The 16596-nt window shown below is 68.0% G+C and carries 17 protein-coding genes; 14 read left to right on the top strand and 3 right to left on the bottom strand.

From position 1 onward, the window contains the following. Nucleotides 1–85: 85 nt before the first annotated feature. Nucleotides 86–1132: a YeiH family protein gene (locus tag ET475_RS08990; RefSeq protein WP_129388848.1), complete on the bottom strand. Its 1047-nt coding sequence runs from the start codon at nt 1130–1132 to the stop codon at nt 86–88. A 65-nt stretch (nt 1133–1197) separates the two neighbouring features. On the opposite strand from ET475_RS08990, the gene ET475_RS08995 reads away from it, so the two are divergent. Further along, entirely contained in the window at nt 1198–2112 is a 915-nt protein-coding gene (locus tag ET475_RS08995; RefSeq protein ID WP_129388851.1) for a LysR family transcriptional regulator, read from the top strand. A gap of 52 nt (nt 2113–2164) precedes the next feature. Here ET475_RS08995 and ET475_RS09000 read toward each other — a convergent pair whose 3' ends face one another. Further along, entirely contained in the window at nt 2165–2878 is a 714-nt protein-coding gene (locus tag ET475_RS09000; protein ID WP_207205318.1) for an MgtC/SapB family protein, read from the bottom strand. Between the two features lie 105 nt (nt 2879–2983). Between ET475_RS09000 and ET475_RS09005 the strand changes: the two genes are divergently transcribed. Together ET475_RS09005 and ET475_RS09010 are read left to right on the top strand one after the other, a co-directional pair. Continuing rightward, complete coding sequence (locus tag ET475_RS09005; RefSeq protein WP_129388854.1) at nt 2984–3280, top strand: hypothetical protein; 297 nt, start codon at nt 2984–2986, stop codon at nt 3278–3280. Nucleotides 3281–3572: 292 nt separating this feature from the next. Beyond that, nucleotides 3573–3776: a hypothetical protein gene (locus tag ET475_RS09010; RefSeq protein WP_129388857.1), complete on the top strand. Its 204-nt coding sequence runs from the start codon at nt 3573–3575 to the stop codon at nt 3774–3776. 2 nt (nt 3777–3778) lie between these two features. Here the strand turns inward: ET475_RS09010 and ET475_RS09015 are convergent, their stop codons facing one another. Then, nucleotides 3779–4810, bottom strand: coding sequence for an NAD(P)-dependent alcohol dehydrogenase (locus ET475_RS09015; protein ID WP_207205319.1), 1032 nt, complete (start codon nt 4808–4810; stop codon nt 3779–3781). Between the two features lie 164 nt (nt 4811–4974). Between ET475_RS09015 and ET475_RS09020 the strand changes: the two genes are divergently transcribed. The 11 genes from ET475_RS09020 to manA all read left to right on the top strand — a co-directional run bounded on the left by ET475_RS09020 (nt 4975) and on the right by manA (nt 16454). After that, the gene (locus ET475_RS09020) at nt 4975–6009 is read left to right on the top strand and encodes a zinc-dependent alcohol dehydrogenase family protein (RefSeq protein ID WP_129388860.1); all 1035 of its coding nucleotides are present in this window, start codon (nt 4975–4977) and stop codon (nt 6007–6009) included. Then, a complete protein-coding gene (locus tag ET475_RS09025; protein ID WP_129388863.1) occupies nt 6006–6674 on the top strand; it encodes a DUF2291 family protein in 669 nt (222 codons plus the stop codon). Before ET475_RS09020 ends, ET475_RS09025 begins: the two co-directional genes overlap by 4 nt. A 4-nt stretch (nt 6675–6678) precedes the next feature. After that, nucleotides 6679–8211 (top strand): sugar ABC transporter ATP-binding protein, encoded by a 1533-nt coding sequence (locus ET475_RS09030; RefSeq protein ID WP_129388867.1) that lies wholly within the window; start codon nt 6679–6681, stop codon nt 8209–8211. A 22-nt stretch (nt 8212–8233) separates the two neighbouring features. Next, on the top strand, nt 8234–9364 hold the full coding sequence (locus ET475_RS09035) for an ABC transporter permease (protein ID WP_129388870.1): 1131 nt from the start codon (nt 8234–8236) through the stop codon (nt 9362–9364). Between the two features lie 40 nt (nt 9365–9404). Next, on the top strand, nt 9405–10418 hold the full coding sequence (locus tag ET475_RS09040) for a D-ribose ABC transporter substrate-binding protein (RefSeq protein ID WP_129388873.1): 1014 nt from the start codon (nt 9405–9407) through the stop codon (nt 10416–10418). A 100-nt stretch (nt 10419–10518) separates the two neighbouring features. Then, nucleotides 10519–12258, top strand: a complete 1740-nt coding sequence (locus ET475_RS09045; protein ID WP_129388877.1) for a dihydroxyacetone kinase family protein — start codon at nt 10519–10521, stop codon at nt 12256–12258. Between the two features lies 1 nt (nt 12259). Next, nucleotides 12260–12739, top strand: coding sequence for a ribose-5-phosphate isomerase (locus ET475_RS09050; RefSeq protein WP_129388880.1), 480 nt, complete (start codon nt 12260–12262; stop codon nt 12737–12739). Then, nucleotides 12736–13503, top strand: a complete 768-nt coding sequence (locus ET475_RS09055; RefSeq protein ID WP_129388883.1) for a triose-phosphate isomerase family protein — start codon at nt 12736–12738, stop codon at nt 13501–13503. The genes ET475_RS09050 and ET475_RS09055 overlap by 4 nt, the downstream gene beginning before the upstream one ends. Before the next feature lie 26 nt (nt 13504–13529). Next, complete coding sequence (locus ET475_RS09060; RefSeq protein WP_242497573.1) at nt 13530–14354, top strand: DeoR/GlpR family DNA-binding transcription regulator; 825 nt, start codon at nt 13530–13532, stop codon at nt 14352–14354. Then, nucleotides 14351–15178 (top strand): PfkB family carbohydrate kinase, encoded by an 828-nt coding sequence (locus ET475_RS09065; protein ID WP_129388886.1) that lies wholly within the window; start codon nt 14351–14353, stop codon nt 15176–15178. The genes ET475_RS09060 and ET475_RS09065 overlap by 4 nt, the downstream gene beginning before the upstream one ends. Nucleotides 15179–15308: 130 nt before the next feature. Further along, complete coding sequence (gene manA / locus ET475_RS09070; protein ID WP_129388890.1) at nt 15309–16454, top strand: mannose-6-phosphate isomerase, class I; 1146 nt, start codon at nt 15309–15311, stop codon at nt 16452–16454. The last annotated feature ends 142 nt before the right edge of the window (nt 16455–16596 follow it).

Here is a 16596-nt window from a genome sequence, read left to right on the forward strand (position 1 = left end):
GCGCAACGGAGGGGCAACTCGCGCAACGGAGGGACAACTCGCGCAACGGAGGGACGAGGGGGCAACTCGCGCAAGGCGCGCGGGGTCAGGCCAGCGCGCCGGTCGCCCAGATCACGACGAGCGAGGTCGCCGTCACGAGCACCCACAGGATCGCGCCGAGCAGCAGCGGGCGCCATCCCGCGCGGCGCAGGGCCGCGGCATCCGTCGACAGTCCGATGCCGGCGAGGGCGACGGCGATGAGGAACACGCTGGCTTGCACCAGCCCGTCCTGCACACCGGGCGCTATCGCCCCGAGCGAGTTGAGCACGGCGACCACGACGAATCCCATCAGGAACCACGGCACGAGCCTGCCGATCTGGCCCGCCGACATGCCGCGTGACGCGGTGCGCCGGGCCTCGACAGCGGCGAGGGCCACCGTGATCGGAATGATCATGAGTGTGCGCACCAACTTGACGACGACCGCGAAGCTCAGGGCCGCGGTGCCGTACACGCTGGCCGTCGCGACCACCGAGCTCGTGTCGTTGACGGCGGTGCCGGCGAGCAGTCCGAACGCGTGCGGCGACATGTTCAGCGCATGACCGAGCAGCGGGAACAGCAGCACCGCGAGCACATTGAACAGGAAGATCGTCGACACCGCGTAGGCGACCTCGGCGCTGGCCGCCGTGATGACCGGTGCGACCGCGGCGATGGCGGATGCCCCGCAGATGCCGGTTCCGACGCCGATCAGCGTGCGCAGCCGGCGCTCGATGCCCAGCCACCGGCCGATCGCCCACGCAGTCAGAAGGCACACCGCCAGCGTCGAGAGCATGACCGGCAGCGACGCGAGTCCCACCTGGAAGATGCTCGCCAGCGACAGCTGAGCGCCCAGCAGTACGACGGCGCACTGCAGCAGGAACTTCGAGCTGTACTCGATGCCGGGCCGCAGCCGATCGGCCGGTCGGCGCACGAGCGCGATGCCCACGCCGATCACTATCGCCGGCACGGCACCGCCGAGCACCGGCACGAGACGCCCGATCGCGCTCGCGACGACGGCGATGCCCATGCACACCAGCACTCCCGGCCACACATCGCGACCGCGCAGGGCGAGCCGGCGCGGCAGCGAGATGACAGGGGTGACGAACACGATCTCCATCGTCGGCGCGTGCGGGTGCCGCGGGAAGACGGGGATATCCTGTGGTGATACAAGCGGAGGTTGTGATGCATCGACGGGTTCCCGACCTGGTCGGCCTCGAACTCATCGACGCCGTCGCGCGCACCGGCAGCATGTCGGCGGCGGCGCGCGAAGCGCGCGTCACCCAGCAGGCCGTGTCGACGAAGATCCGCGCCATCGAACGCCTCATCGGGGTGGAGCTTTTCGTGCGCTCACCGCAGGGCGCACGGCTGACCCCCGATGGCGAGTCGGTCGTCGCATGGACGCGTGACGTGTTGGCCGCCGCCGAACGAATGGGTGCCGCCCTCGAGCTGCTGCACGCCGCCCCCGAGCGCACCCTGGCTGTCGGGGGCAGTCAGACGATCGCGGCACGGCTGTTGCCGGGGTGGATGCTGCAGTTGCGTGAACGGCAGATCGCGGCGGGGCAGCATCCCACCGCCGTGCGCCTGCTCACCGGCAACAGCACCGAAGTCGCGCGCCTTGTGCGCGACGGCACCCTCGATCTGGGCTTCATCGAGACTCCGCTGGTGCCGTCGGATCTGGGCTCGACCACGGTTGCGGTCGATCGGCTCGTGATCGCCGTGCCGCCCGCCCACCCCTGGCTCGGCGCCGTTGAGCTCGCCGAGTTGGCCGCGACGCCGCTCGTGGTGCGCGAGAGCGGCAGTGGCACGCGGTCGGCGTATGAGGTCGCGGTGCGCGAACGCATCGGCGTGCCGCCGGCCGAACCGGCGCTCGAACTGGACACGACCGTCGCTGTGCTCTCTGCGGTGGCCGGGGGCGTCGCCCCGGCGGTGCTCAGCGAGCTCGCCGTGGCCGACGATGTGAAGCTCGGTCGTGTGCGTCGTCTCGACATCGCCGGTGAACCCGTCGTGCGCCCGTTGAGCGCACTCTGGCGAGGCGACGCCGGCGCTCTGCGCGGGGCATCCCGTCTGCTCGTCGAAATCGCCGTGTCGGGTCGCTGAGCCGGCGCGCTCGCCGGCGAGGAACAGGCGAGGGTCGCTGATCGAGCCGCCGCTACTCGAGCTCGTTCTCGCGATACAGCTGCACGTCGCGCACGCCGTCGATGGCGGTGAGCTCGGTGACCACCTGCTGCGGATCGTGGGCGCCCTCGATTTCGAGGGTCACCGAGACGGTGTCGTCGATGGGTCCGCCGCGCTGTTCGGCGCGCTGCACCGACCAACCGTTGCCGGTGACCGTCGAGAGCACATTGCGCAGCAGACCGCGTCCGTCCACGTAGACCACCTTTATCTGCACCTGACGGTCGACGCTGCCGGGCAGATGCCGCCCGAACAACTGGAACCCGAAGGTGATCACGAAGTGCAGCATGGTGACGGCGATCGCCAGCACCCACAGTCCGGCACCGGCGGCCATGCCGATCGCGGCGGTCTCCCAGACGGATGCCGCGGTGGTCAGCCCCCGCACCGCACCGTGCCGGGTCAGGATCAGGCCGGCGCCGAGAAACCCGATTCCGGTCACGACCTGCGCGGCCACGCGTGAGGGGTCCAGCGTCACGTTCTCGCCGACCACGTCGAAGAACCCGTACTTGCTGATCAGCAGGAACAGCGCGGCCGACGTGCCGACGATCGCCTGGGTGCGCAGGCCTGCGCTGTGCCGACGCAACTGCCGTTCGAGCCCGATCAGCGCACTCAGCACGAACGCCAGGAGCAGCTCGCCCACCTGGAGCCACCCCTGACCCGTGAAATCGACCAGGGACTGCGCCACCGTCATACCCCGGAACCTACCCTCGAACCGCGCCGCAGAACAGGGGCCGCAGAACAGGGGATGAGACAATGGTGGGACCGGGGCATCCCGCCCCGCGGAGTGAGGGCGAACATGGTCGAGCTGCTGTCGCAGGGCATGATCGCTCTATCGACCTGGGCGTGGCTCGAAGTGCATTCGACGTCGTTCGCGATGATGGTGGCTGCGCTGCTGGCTCTCGCGGTGGTCGCGATCGTGGCCGCGGCGATGTTGACCGTGGTGCTGCGGCTCTGGGCTGCGGCACTGCCCGCGGGCCGGCGCGAGCGCGCATTCCCGGCCAACGCGGCGAGACCGCCGACCCTGCATCGGCCCGTCGGAGGCCGTGGGCCTCGCGCGCCGGGCGCGGCATTTCGCCGCCTCGCGCTGGTCTGACGCACGCTCGCATCCCTCGTGATCCGATGTGGGATGCCGCATCCCTTCCGTGATCCGATGTGGGATGCCACATCCCTTCCGTGATCCGATCTGGGATGCCACATCCCTTCCGTGATCCGATCTGGGATGCCGCATCCCGGCGCATGACGAGGCGGCACGCGAACCGTGTCCGTTCTCTTACGAAAGCTCTGTCACGTCTTCTCGTTGGTTCCGTCTTTTTCGCCTGTGGTGCCTGCGCCCCCGGCGTCGTCTGCAATTGTGGGTCGCGCCGCTGTGGCGCCTTAACACCTGGATGATTCTGGGTGCCGCCGCCGTGATCGGCTTCGAAGGCCTTGAGGCGCTGTTGGGCACGTTTCTGCTGGCGCCCGAGCTCTTGCCGTTCGTGTTGCTGGCCATCGCGGTGTTCTGGCTCGTGCGCGAGCGTGCTGGGCGCGGCATCCATCGCCTGCGGGTGCGGTGGCGCGCCTACCGGCGGCTGCGCCGACTGCGCGGCTGAGGTCAGCGCTGGGGTGCGACCACCGACTTGATCGTGCCCGGGGTCGTCGTCGATTCGAGTGCGGCCTCGGTCTCGGAGAGCGGAAATGTGCCGGTGATCATTGCATCAAGATCGACGTGTCCGCTCGCCGCCATGGCCACGGCGGCCGGCCAGGTGTTCGCGTAGCGAAAGACGCCCGTCACGATGAGTTCGTTGTTCTGGATGTGTGTCACCGGGAATGGCAACTCGGCCAGACCCATGCCCACCAGCACTGCGCGCCCGGCCGGACGCAGTGCCTCGAGCCCTGCCCGCACGGCGGCACCGGCACCTGAGGCGTCGATGAAGGCGTCCACGTGCGATGCGGCCACGGCGGTGGCATCGGCGACGGGATCGAGTGCTGTGGTCGCTCCGAACCGCAGGGCTGCGGCGCGCCGCTCGGCGCTGATGTCGGTGATCAGCACGTCGGTGGCACCGGATGCGCGCGCCACCTGCGCGATCGCCAGCCCGACCGGGCCGGCCCCGGTGATCAGCACCCGGCTTCCTGGACGCAGCTCGGCTTTTCGGCCCGCGGCGATGGCGACCGACAGGGGCTCAAGCAGCGCGGCGGCACCGTCGCTGACACTGTCGGGCACGTGGTGCGCGAAATGGCTCTGGATCGTGACGTACTCGCAGAATGCGCCGTCGGTGCCCGGCACCGCATAGAACTTCATGTGTGGATCGAGGTTGTAGTCGCCGCGTAGCGTCTCGGCCGAGGAAGGTGAAGGATGCTGCGGCTCGATCGAAACACGCTCGCCCAGGCGCTCGGGTGCGACGGCCGCTCCCACAGCGACGATCTCGCCGCCGGATTCGTGTCCAAGGATGAGTGGCTCATCCAGCACCCAGTCGCCGAGGCGGCCCTCCCGATAGAAGTGCACGTCTGAGCCGCACACGCCGACGGCGGTCACCCGCACGAGCACCTCATCGGGCGCGGGCTTCGGCACCGTGCGCTCTTCGAGCCGGACCTCGTGGGGGCGCACGAGTACCGCCGCTCGCATGGTTTGGGGTAGGGACATCATCGGCTCCTTGGCTGAGGTCACGACTCGGACACACGTGTTGACATCTGGACTCACCATTCTTATGGTGTATCTAACGTGATCATGTGACAAGATCACAGGAAAGATAACACGAGGTGAATGGCCACCGCATCGTCGTCGGTGACCCGCCGCGAACGGGAGCAAAGATGCGCGCAGTAGTTTTCACCGCCGAGGGCGAGATGAGCCTTCAAGAGCGGCCCACACCAGAACCGGGGTTCAAAGAGATCCTGATCGAGACCGCTGCCGTGGGTATCTGCGGCACCGACACCCATGTGTTCGACGGCGAATTCGAGGGGACTGTGTTCCCGCTGGTCCCCGGCCACGAGGCCACTGGCACCATCGTCGCTCTCGGCGAAGGAGTCAACGACGGGGTCTTCGACTTTGCCGTCGGCGACCACGTCGCGATCAACCCCAGCACGACCTGCGGCGAGTGCGAGTTCTGCCTGAACGGCCATCAGAACCTCTGCCCGCAGTGGAACGGGCTGGGTGTGGTCGCATCCGACGGTGCTTCGCAGCAGTTCTTCGTCGCTCCGTCACGCAACGTCTACAAGCTCAAGCCTGACACCGACCTCTACCAGGCCGCACTCATCGAGCCACTGGCCTGCGCGATTCGCGGCTGGGACGTGCTGCCCCGCCGGCTCGGCGACCACGTGCTCGTCTATGGCGCCGGCACCATGGGGCTGCTGATGGCCCAATTGGCTGGTCGCGCTGGTGCCGCAACGGTGAGCATCGTCGACCTCAACGAGTCACGACTCGACGTCGCGGCTGAGTGCGGCATTCAGAACCGTTTCACGAGCGCCGACGACGCCGAACGCGCGAAGTGGGATGTCGTGATCGACTGCACCGGCAACATCCGCGCTATCGAAGACGCACTCACGCGGGTGAAGCCGGCCGGCTTCTTCCAGGACTTCGGGGTCGCTCCCGCCGACCGCACCGCGCAGTATTCGCCGTTCCGTGTCTACCGTGACGAAATCTCGATCGTCGGCACCATGGCCGTGCTCAACTCCTTCGGCCGCGCGGTCGAGCTGTTCGAGGCCGGTGCGATCAATGCCACGGCCATGATCAGCCACTCGTTCACGCTCGACGACTACGCCGACGCGCTGGCGATGTTCCGTGCCGGAACCGGGCGAAAGCTGCAGATCCGGCCCAACGACACTCAGTCGCGGGTGCTGATCGCATGAGTGCCGTCACCACCAGCGTGGCAGTCAAGCCCAAGGGACTGCGCCCGGGCGTCAAGCGCCTCATCTGGATCGGGCTCGTTGTCATTCTTGTCGCAGCGATGGCACTGTCCACCAAGGTCGTGTCGAAAGACTCCGAGGCGGCCGCGGGCACGCAGAAGTTCGACGCCGCCGAATACGGCGCCACGCAGTTCCCCAAGATCCAAGACTTCATCTCGAAGAACGCCGTTGACGTCGCCACTCTCGCGACGGCCGTCGCGAAGGATGCCACGGCGGCTGCGAAACAGTTCGGCAAATCGGCCGACGGGGCGACCTACGTCATCCCGGTGACCTTCACCGGCGTGGTCGGCGAGGTTCCGGCGTCGGGCTACACGCCCATCACCGTGCAGGCATTGCCCGACGACATCAAGATCGGACTGCAGCTGGGCCCCGCTATCAACGGCACCGACCTGCGCGACGTGACCGGAGAAGTCACGCTGAACGACTTCGAAAACCAGATCCAGTTCCAGGATGCCGGGGCTGCTATCAATGACGTGCTCAAGCAGAACCTCGACAAGCTGAACGCTGCCGAACTCGAGGGCAAGACGATCGATGTCGAGGGTGCCTTCACCCTGGTGAACCCCCAGCAATGGAACATCACGCCATCGCAGATCACGGTGGAGAAGTGATCGCATGAACGCGGCACTGCAGTTGGGCGCACCGGTCTTGTCAGCACGGCACATCGTCAAGAACTACGGCGGTGTGCGGGCGTTGAAGGGTGTCGACTTCGATGTGTACCCCGGAACGGTGACGACCCTGTTCGGTGAGAACGGCGCCGGCAAATCCACGCTGATGAAGATCCTCTCCGGGGTCGAGCAGCCCTCCGACGGCACCATTCTGCTCGATGGGTCGGAGGTGACGTTCGCCGATACCAACGACGCTCGCGACCACGGGATCTCGATCATCCACCAAGAACTGAGCCTGTCTCCCAACCTTTCGGTGCGCGACAACCTCTACATGGGACGCGAACTGCGGCGTGGACTGGCCGTCGACTACCGCACGCAGGAGAAGCGCAGCCGGGAGGTTCTCGGCGAACTCGGCCTCAAGATCGACCCGCACGCCAAGGTCTCTGAGCTGCGGCTGGGTGAGCAGCAGCTCATCGAGATCGCCCGCGCGCTGCTGGCAGACTCACGCATCCTCATCATGGATGAGCCGACGTCGGCGTTGTCGGCGAACGAGGTCGAGATTCTCTTCAACGTGATTGAGGATCTCACGTCGAAGGGTGTGGCCATCGTCTACATCTCGCACCATCTTGAGGAGGCGCTACAGGTCACAGACCAGGCCGTTGTCTTACGCGACGGGTCGATGACCGCGAAGGCCCCCGCCGACGAGATCGACCTGGAGTGGATAGTCCGGCACATGGTTGGCGAGAATTTCGATCTCGGCGCCCCGCCGTCCGGGTACGAGTTCGGTCCGATGGCCCTTGACATCGAGGGAGTGAGCGTTGCCGACCCGAAAGAGCCCGACCGGATGCTCGTAGACCAGCTTTCGCTGAAGGTGCAGGAGGGCGAGATCGTCTGCATCTACGGGCTGATGGGGGCCGGACGCACCGAGTTGCTCGAGGCGGTTGCGGGCCGACGGCCCCTGGCAGCTGGCACGATTCGCATGCGCAAGGGCGAGATCACCCACCTGAGTCTGCGCGACCGACTCGCTTCGGGGCTAGGGCTGGTGCCCGAGGACCGGCAACGCGACGGCCTGGTGCCCACCTTGAGCGTCGGGCGCAACATCTCGCTCGCGTCGGTGAGCACCTTCGTGAAGGGACTGTTCGTCTCACGCGCGAAGGAACGCACGCACTCTGACGAGGCCATCTCCGACGTGCGCGTGAAGACCGATGGCCGTGGCGCACCGATCGGGTCGCTCTCGGGAGGCAATCAGCAGAAGGTCGTCATCGGAAAGATCGTCTCGACCGGACCCAAGGTGCTGCTGCTGGACGAACCGACTCGCGGCATCGACGTCGGCGCCAAGGCCGAAGTCTTCAAACTCGTCGCCCAGCGCGCCCGCACGGGGCTTGCCGTTGTGTACTCAACCAGTGAGGTCGGTGAATGCCTGAGCATCGCACACCGCATCATCGTCATGTCGCGTGGCCGCATCGTCGCCGAATTCGACCCCTCCGTCACCAAGGAAGAGATCATGGCCGCCTCCGGCGAAGCCGTGGTCGAGGCCTAGCGCCCGTCCCGAAGGAATTCTCATGACTGAAGCAACACTTCCCGGCCGGCGCCGGCCCTTTCAGGGGCTGACGCTGGGAGCCATCCTCCTCGAGGCCCGCGCCTTTCTGGCGCTCTTGGTCATCTTCATCATCTTCTCGGCCCTGGCACCCACGGCGTTCCCGACGCTGTCGAACATCATCGTGATGTGTCAGCAGGTCTCGGTGTACGCGATTCTCGCGATCGGGATGCTGGTGGTCATCATGGACGGCGGCATCGACCTCTCCGTCGGATCGACCTTGGGTCTGTCGGGCATGGTCGCCGGGCTTGCCCTGCAGGGATTCCCCGTCGGGGGAGTCATCTTCTACCCGCCGGTGTGGGTGGTGGTCATCCTCGCGGTGGCTACCGGAGCGCTGGTCGGATTGATCAACGGTGTTCTGGTCGCGCGATTGAACGTCGCACCGTTCGTTGCCACGCTCGGCATGATGTATGTGGTCCGCGGCCTCGCGCAGCTGACCACGAACGGACTCACCGTCAACAACCTGGGCGGCAAACCTGAACTGGGCAACACAGGCTTCGCCTGGCTGGGCTTCAATTCGATTCTGGGCATCCCCGTCGGGGTGTGGATCATGGTGATCGTCAGCCTCGCCGCAAGCCTGCTGCTCAGTCGCACCGTGTTCGGCCGTTGGTTGTACGCGCAGGGCGGCAACCGACGGGCCGCAGAACTCTCTGGTGTACCGGTGCGCAAGGTCAGCGTGCGCGCGTACGTCATCGCCGGGGTGTGCGCAGCGGTCGCGGGCGTCATCCTGACCAGCGAGCTGACCAGCGCCGGACCCACTCAGGGCACCTCATACGAGCTGACGGCGATCGCCGCGGTCGTCATCGGCGGTGCGTCGCTCATGGGTGGCACCGGCAACGTACGCGGCACTTTGCTGGGCGCGTTCGTCATCGGATTCCTGGCCGCTGGCCTGACCATCGTCGGCATATCGGCCTATGTGCAAACAGTCTTCACCGGCGCGGTGATCGTGCTCGCCGTGCTTCTGAACGGCATCCAGCTGCGTTCTCGCCGCGCGCGCAAGCCTGGCGCTCCCGCCACCCCCGGAGCGTCGGCTCCGCCGCCGGACGGCTCGGATGCGGCGCCCACTGATCCTGTCATCACCTCGAACGCCCACTGAAAACGGGCTCCTGCTCACCGAAGAGAAGAAAGGGAAACACATGTCCCGCAAGAAACTCGCTGCACTGGCCGCCCTCGGCCTGTCCGCAGCCCTCGCACTGTCCGGCTGCGCCGGTCAGAGTGGGTCGAACCCGTCGGCGACCGAGAAGACCGGCGGCGAGGCCGGCGGCTTCATCCAGATCGTCGTGAACGACCCATCGAATCCGTATTGGCTGACGGAGGGGAACGTCGCCCAGGCCGAGGCAGAGAAGCTCGGCTACACCGCATCAGTGGCGGCATCCAAGGGCGACGTGAACACAGAGTCGACGATCATCGACACCGCCATCGCGAAGAAGGCCGCTGGGATCATCCTCGACCCGGCCAACGCCGACGGCTCCATCGGCAACATCAAGCGCGCCATGGCCAAGAACATCCCGGTGTTCCTGGTCAACGCCGAGATCAACGAGCAGGGCGTCGCACTGGGGCAGCTCGTCTCGAACAATGCGCAGGGCGCTGCCCTGGGTGCACAGCAGTGGATCAAAGCCGCAGGCACGAAGGGCGACTATGCCGAGCTGTTCGGGCTGCCTTCTGATAACAACGCCGCGACCCGGTCCAACGGTTACAAGACCGTGATCTCGCAGTACCCCGATTGGAAGAAGGTCGCGCAGCAGACCGCCAACTGGGACCGCGCGCAGGGCCAGCAGAAGATGCAGTCGATCCTGCAGGCACACCCCGACATCAACGCCGTCATCTCGGGCAACGACGAGATGGCACTCGGCGCGATTGCGGCGATCAAGCAGGCAGGCAAGAAGGTGTCGGCCACGGCTGACGAAGGCGGCATCGTCGTCGGCGGCTTCGACGGGTCGCCCGATGCGGTCGACGCTGTGAAGTCGGGCGAGCTAGCCTACACGGTGCTGCAGCCGGTGGCGACGTTCGCCGCCAAGGCGGTGCAGCAGCTCGACGAGTACATCCGCACCGGCACCAAGCCGGCGCAGGAGAAGCAGTCCTTCGACTGCATCCTCATCACGAAAGACAACGTCGACAAGATGACCGGTCCGTTCACCTACAGCGGCTGACCGGTCCACGAACGGCCGTGCGCTCCCGTGCGGCCCTCGGGGGTGGGTGCCCCGCGCATCCGCCCCCGGCTCTTTCACACGCCGAATTGACGAGGACACCATGAGCTACGTACTCAACGACGCTGCCGACTTCGCCGACGAATCCGCCGACGGCTTCGTCGCCGCTCATCGCGACCTGGTGCGGCGCGTGCGTGGCGGAGTCGCCCGCGCTGCTGCGACGCCGGCCGGGCAGGTTGCGGTCGTCATCGGCGGTGGATCAGGACACTATCCCGCCTTCGCCGGCCTCGTCGGACCCGGGCTGGCCCACGCGGCGGCGATGGGCAATGTGTTCGCGTCGCCCAGCGCGCAGCAGGTGCATGCCGTGGCGAAAGCCGTGGCCACAGATGCAGGAGTCCTGCTCACGTACGGCAATTACGCCGGTGACGCCCTCAACTTCGATCAGGCGCAGGAGCAACTGCGCGCCGAGGGCATCCACTGCGAGACCGTCCGGGTCACCGATGACATCTTCAGCGCGGGCAGTGATGAGCGTGAGAAGCGCCGCGGCATCGCCGGCGACCTGGCGGTGTTCCGCGTCGCCGGATGGGCAGCCGAACAGGGACGCAGCCTCGACGACGTGGCCGCGCTCGCCGCCCGCGCCAACGAGCGCACCCGCTCGATCGGCGTCGCCTTCTCGGGCTGTACGCTTCCCGGCGCCGATGCGCCACTGTTCACCGTGCCCGAAGGGCAGATGGCGGTGGGCATGGGCATCCACGGCGAGCCGGGCATCGAGACGGTCCCGCTGCCGAAGGCTTCCGAGCTGGCCGCGATGCTCGTCGAACGGCTGCTCGCCGAGCGACCCGACGGTGCCGCCGACCGAGTCGCGGTGATCGTCAATGGCCTGGGCTCGGTCAAGAGTGAAGAGCTGTTCGTTCTGTACGGCAGCATCGCCGCCGGGCTTGAGGCCGCAGGCCTTGTCATCGTCGACCCTGAGGTCGGCGAATACGCGACCAGTTTCGAGATGGCCGGTGTGTCGCTCACCCTGCTCTGGCTCGATGTCGAGCTTGAGAAGGCATGGCGTGCACCCGCATATACGCCTGCGTATCGCAAGGGCGTCATCGAGGTGGCGATCGCCGATGCCACATCCGAAGATGCGCCATCCGACGACGAGACGATCACCGCGGCGACGACGGAAGAGGCCGCCGCGGCCGGCCGGGTTGCGGCATCCGCCCTCTCGGCGATACATGCCGCGATCGATAGCGACGTCGACGAACTCGGCCGGCTCGACGCTGTCGCGGGCGACGGCGACCATGGCATCGGCATGCAGCGGGGAGTGCGCGCGGCCGATGCCGCGGCCGCCGCCGCGGTGCGTGCTGGAGCCGGCGCCGGCACGGTGCTGACGCGGGCGGGTGACGCCTGGGCCGACAAGGCAGGCGGCACCTCGGGGGCCCTCTGGGGGAGAGGGCTGCGCGCGATCGGTGAGCGGCTGGGGAATGCCGCCGCTCCCGATCCGCGTGCAGTCGCCGAGGCGATCGCCGCGGCACGCGACGCCGTACAAGCATTCGGCAAGGCGAAGCCGGGTGATAAGACCCTCGTCGACGCCCTCGTACCGTTCGCCCAGACACTCGTGGAACGTGTCGACGCCGGCGTCGACCTGGTGACCGCGTGGAAGGATGCCGCGGCGGCGGCCACTACGGCGGCGCGGGCGACCGCCGACCTGCTGCCGCAGATGGGTCGGGCCCGTCCGCATAGCCAGAAGAGCCTGGGCACCCCTGATCCGGGTGCTGTCTCGCTCGCGCTCGCGGTGACGGCTGTCGCGGCCGCTCTCGCCGAACACGATGCGCTCGAAGAGAAGGAGAACTGAGATGACCCGCACATGGCGAGTGATCGTCGGATCCGACGATGCCGGCTTCCAGTACAAAGAAGCGTTGAAGGCCGATCTCGAGAAGGATCCGCGGGTGAGCGAGGTGATCGACGTCGGCGTGGACGCGAGTGCGCACACGCCCTACCCGACGGTGGCTATCGCCGCCGCAGAGAAGGTCGCCGCCGGTGAGGCAGACCGGGCGCTGCTGGTGTGCGGTACCGGTCTCGGGGTGGCGATCGCGGCGAACAAGGTCCCCGGCATCCGCGCCGTCACCGCGCACGACAGCTTCAGCGTGGAGCGCAGCGTGCTCAGCAACAACGCGCAGATTCTCACCTTCGGGCAGCGCGTGGTCGGTCTCGAACTCGCCCGCCGCCTGGCCAAGGAGTGGCTCGGCTACGAGTTCGATGAGTCGTCTGCCTCGGCCGAGAAGGTCGCGGTGCTCGAGGACTACGAGCACAGCAAGCCGGACGCCACCCGATGAGCGAGGCGCCCGCGGTCACTCTCGGCGTGAGCCTGAAGCTGTACCTCGACATTCCGCGCACTGTCCGGTGGGCGCAGCAGATCGCCGAGATCGCGCGACGGCACAGCGCCGTGCGATCTGGAGCTGTGCGACTGATCGCGCTGCCGTCGTTGCCCGCACTCGAAGCCACCCGCGTGGCGCTCGAGGGGAGCGGTGTGCAGCTGGGCGCGCAGGATCTGTTCTGGGAAGACCGCGGGGCATACACCGGCGGCGTGAGTGGCGCCGATCTGCGCCAGGCAGGCTGCGCGTATGTCGAGATCGGCCACGCGGAGCGCAGGACGGTGTTCGGTGAGGACGACGCGATCATCGGCCGCAAACTGTCCGCCGCCGTGCGCAACGGACTCATTCCGATCCTCTGCGTCGGTGAGGCGACGCCGGAAGAGGACGCAGCCGAGGCATGCCTCGCACAACTCGCAGCGGCGCTCGATGGGCTGCCGGGCGGGACGACCGCCGATGACGTCATCGTCGCGTACGAGCCGGTCTGGGCGATCGGCGCGACGGACCCCGCATCCGCCGATCGTGTGACGGACGTGACAAACGCGTTGCGCGGGGCATTGGAGGCCGACGAACGGGTGGGCGCAGCATCCCTCATCTACGGCGGCAGTGCGCAGGCCGGTCTGCTGCGTCGCCTCGGTCGGGGTGTCGACGGGCTCTTCCTCGGGCGGTTCGCGCATGACCCGGAGCGGCTCGAGGAAGTCGTCGCTGAAGCGGCGGCGATACTCTGATTCCAGTCGACACTCCGGGAGGGGACGTGAGCGCACCGGCGATGGACCGACCGCTGTCGCGGCAGAGCCGGCAGCAGGCGCGGCAGCGCGCTATCACCGAGGCCGTCATGGCCGAGGGAGCGATTCGCATCGAACAGCTCGCCGACCGGTTCGGCATCAGCGTGATGACGGTGCATCGCGACCTTGATGAGCTCGAAGGTCGCGGCCTGCTGCGCAAGGACCGCGGCGTGGCCACAGCCATGTCGACGGCGCTGGTCGAGTCCAGCGATGTGTATCGGTCGTCGCGTCAGCTGGCCGAGAAGGAGGCCCTGGCCCGCGCCGCCCTCGAGCTCATCGAGCCGGGGCAGGCCATCATCCTCGACGACTCGACGACGACCTTGCACCTGGTGCCGCTGCTGCACACGAAGACGCCGCTGACGGTCATCACCAACACGCTGCCGATCATGGAGCAGCTCAAGGGCACCCGCGGCATCACGCTGTTGTCGGTGGGCGGACAGTTCTACAACTGGTGCTCGGCTTTCATGGGACGCATGGCCGTCGAGGCGTTCGCATCGCTGCGCGCCGACGTGTTGGTGATGTCGACCTCGGCGATCACCGACGACATCGCATTTCACCAGACGCTCGAGACCGTCGACGTCAAGAGGGCCATGTTCGAGTCGGCAAGCACCCGGATTCTGCTCGCCGACCACACCAAGTTCGACAAGCGCGCGCTGCACGCCATGCTCCCGTTGAGCGAGTTCGACGCCGTCGTCGTGGATGCCGACACCGACCGCGCGCACGTCGACCGGCTGCGCAAGCGCGGGGTGAAGGTCCTGGTCGCCCGCAAGGCCCCGCGCGAGGCGCGGTCATGACCCGACTCGACGTGCTCGGCGCGATCAACCAAGACGTCGTGGCGCGGGTGCACCGCGCCCCCGCGCTCGGCGAGACCGTGGCCGACGGCGTGCTGACGCATCAGCCCGGCGGCAAGGGGGCGAACCAGGCTGCGGCCGCCGCGCGCCTGGGTGCCGACGTGCGCATGCTGGGCGCCGTGGGGCGGGATGCCGCGGCCGACCAGATGCTGGCTGCGCTGTCGTCGGCGGGGGTGGATGCCTCGGCCGTGCAGACCGCGGATGAGGCCACCGGTACGGCCCTGATCGTCGTCGATGAGGCAGGCGAGAACTCGATTGTGGTGTGCCCCGGGGCCAACGCGCGCATCGATCCGGGTGCGTGGGACCGTGACCCGGCCGTGCCGGTGCTCGCCCAGCTCGAGGTGGCGCCTGACACCGTTGACCACCTTGCGCGCACGAGCACCGGGCTGTTCGCTTTGAACGTGTCGCCGGCGCGCGAGCTGGGGTCGGTGCTGTGGAACCGCGTCGGTCTGTTCATCGTGAACGAAGGCGAGTACGCGGCGCTGCCGCGACTGGCGACGGCAGCGCTGGTGGCGCTGACGCTCGGAGCCGAGGGCGCGGTGCTGCTGCGGCGTGGAGTCGAGGTGGCCTCGGCCCCGTCGGTGCCGACCTCGGTCGTGAACACCGTGGGTGCGGGCGACGCGTTCGCCGCCGCACTCACGGTGGGACTGCTGCGCGGGCTCGACGAAGAGGTGGCGTTGCGCGCCGCGTGCGCGGTCGGCGCGGCCGCGGTCGCCGACGAGCGCAGCCAGCCCTTGCTGCAACCGCTGGACGCCTACCTGGGGTAGGGCGTCGAGGTGGCTCTTGTTCTCTCGTCGCATGTGACCGGGGTTTCGCTGTATGGCCGGCTACGTGCGATGACCGAATTCCCGCGTCCGGCTCGCCGCGCCTACGCTGGAGGCGACCCGAAAGGACCCGATGGCCGCTCTCATCCCGCTGACGAACACTCCCCGTGACTATGCGTGGGGCGCAATCGACGGCGTCGCCCGCACGCTCGGCTGGGCGCCCACCGGCGCGCCCGAGGCAGAGCTGTGGTTGGGGTCGCATCCGCTGTCGCCGAGCCGCAGCAGCGGCGACGCATCCTGGCCCGACCTCGCGGCGTGGGAGACACAGTCGGGTACGGCGCTGCCGTATCTGCTGAAGCTGTTATCTGCGGCATCCCCCCTGTCCCTTCAGGCGCACCCCACCCCCGCTCAGGCGGCCGAAGGATTCGCCCGCGAACAGGCCGCCGGCATCCCCCTGACCGCCCGCGAGCGCAATTACAAGGATCCCAACGCCAAGCCCGAGCTCATCGTCGCTGTCGATGACGGATTCGAGGCGCTGTGCGGGTTCCGTCCGGTCGATGAGACCGTGGCGTTGATCGATGCGCTGGCGGCGGCATCCGATTCGCCCGCGGCCTTGCAGCCGTGGCGGGATGCCGCCTCCGCCGGCGTGCGCGAGGGTTTTGTGTGGCTGCTCTCCGGTGCGCCCGAGGTCGATGCTGCTGTGGCCGCCGCGACCGCCGCCGCGCACGCGCACCCGGCCGAGTTCGAGCTGATCGACCGCCTGGCGCGCGAGTATCCCGCCGACCCCGGCATCCTCGTCGCGCAGACGCTGAATCACGTGACGCTCGCTGCCGGCGAGTCGCTGTGGCTGCCGGCCGGCAACATCCACGCGTACCTGCGCGGCACCGGCGTCGAGCTGATGGGCCCGAGTGACAACGTGTTGCGCGGCGGGCTGACCCCCAAGCACATCGACCGTGACGAACTGCAGAAGGTGCTCGACTTCACTCCCGGGCCCGCGTCGCGCTTGGCGCCGGTCACCGTGTCGCCGCACGTCGTGTCGTACCGGCCCACCTCGGTGCCGACGGGGGCCGGAGTCGGGTTCGAACTGCTGCTGGCGACCGGCGACGCGACTCTGACCACGGGCTCGGCGGCCATCGTGCTGGCCGTCGAGGGATCGTTCACCCTGTCGAGCGGTGGGGCGGATGCCGCAGCCGACCGCGGCGCCATCGTCTTCGTCGATGCACCCGGCCAGGTGCGCGTGACCGGCGCCGGCCGGCTGTTCGTCGCGACCGGGGTTTGACCCGGCGCGTGGCGCTCAGAACTCAGCTCATCTGCGCGCGCGGGGCGCCTGAGTCGGCCGATTCGCCCGTTCGGCGTCGATATCGACGGAGTTTTGAACGCCGAGCGCCCGGCACCCGCCGGTGTGGCGCACGCGGGGTTCG

Origin of the sequence: Microbacterium protaetiae (genome assembly GCF_004135285.1) — a bacterium.
GTDB classification, from domain to species: domain Bacteria; phylum Actinomycetota; class Actinomycetes; order Actinomycetales; family Microbacteriaceae; genus Microbacterium; species Microbacterium protaetiae.

Coding starts and splice junctions, on each gene's coding strand:
- ET475_RS08990 (WP_129388848.1), bottom strand. CDS start 1,132: ATGGAGATCGTGTTCGTCACCCCTGTCATCTCGCTGCCGCGCCGGCTC.
- ET475_RS08995 (WP_129388851.1), top strand. CDS start 1,198: ATGCATCGACGGGTTCCCGACCTGGTCGGCCTCGAACTCATCGACGCC.
- ET475_RS09000 (WP_207205318.1), bottom strand. CDS start 2,878: ATGACGGTGGCGCAGTCCCTGGTCGATTTCACGGGTCAGGGGTGGCTC.
- ET475_RS09005 (WP_129388854.1), top strand. CDS start 2,984: ATGGTCGAGCTGCTGTCGCAGGGCATGATCGCTCTATCGACCTGGGCG.
- ET475_RS09010 (WP_129388857.1), top strand. CDS start 3,573: ATGATTCTGGGTGCCGCCGCCGTGATCGGCTTCGAAGGCCTTGAGGCG.
- ET475_RS09015 (WP_207205319.1), bottom strand. CDS start 4,810: ATGATGTCCCTACCCCAAACCATGCGAGCGGCGGTACTCGTGCGCCCC.
- ET475_RS09020 (WP_129388860.1), top strand. CDS start 4,975: ATGCGCGCAGTAGTTTTCACCGCCGAGGGCGAGATGAGCCTTCAAGAG.
- ET475_RS09025 (WP_129388863.1), top strand. CDS start 6,006: ATGAGTGCCGTCACCACCAGCGTGGCAGTCAAGCCCAAGGGACTGCGC.
- ET475_RS09030 (WP_129388867.1), top strand. CDS start 6,679: ATGAACGCGGCACTGCAGTTGGGCGCACCGGTCTTGTCAGCACGGCAC.
- ET475_RS09035 (WP_129388870.1), top strand. CDS start 8,234: ATGACTGAAGCAACACTTCCCGGCCGGCGCCGGCCCTTTCAGGGGCTG.
- ET475_RS09040 (WP_129388873.1), top strand. CDS start 9,405: ATGTCCCGCAAGAAACTCGCTGCACTGGCCGCCCTCGGCCTGTCCGCA.
- ET475_RS09045 (WP_129388877.1), top strand. CDS start 10,519: ATGAGCTACGTACTCAACGACGCTGCCGACTTCGCCGACGAATCCGCC.
- ET475_RS09050 (WP_129388880.1), top strand. CDS start 12,260: ATGACCCGCACATGGCGAGTGATCGTCGGATCCGACGATGCCGGCTTC.
- ET475_RS09055 (WP_129388883.1), top strand. CDS start 12,736: ATGAGCGAGGCGCCCGCGGTCACTCTCGGCGTGAGCCTGAAGCTGTAC.
- ET475_RS09065 (WP_129388886.1), top strand. CDS start 14,351: ATGACCCGACTCGACGTGCTCGGCGCGATCAACCAAGACGTCGTGGCG.
- manA (WP_129388890.1), top strand. CDS start 15,309: ATGGCCGCTCTCATCCCGCTGACGAACACTCCCCGTGACTATGCGTGG.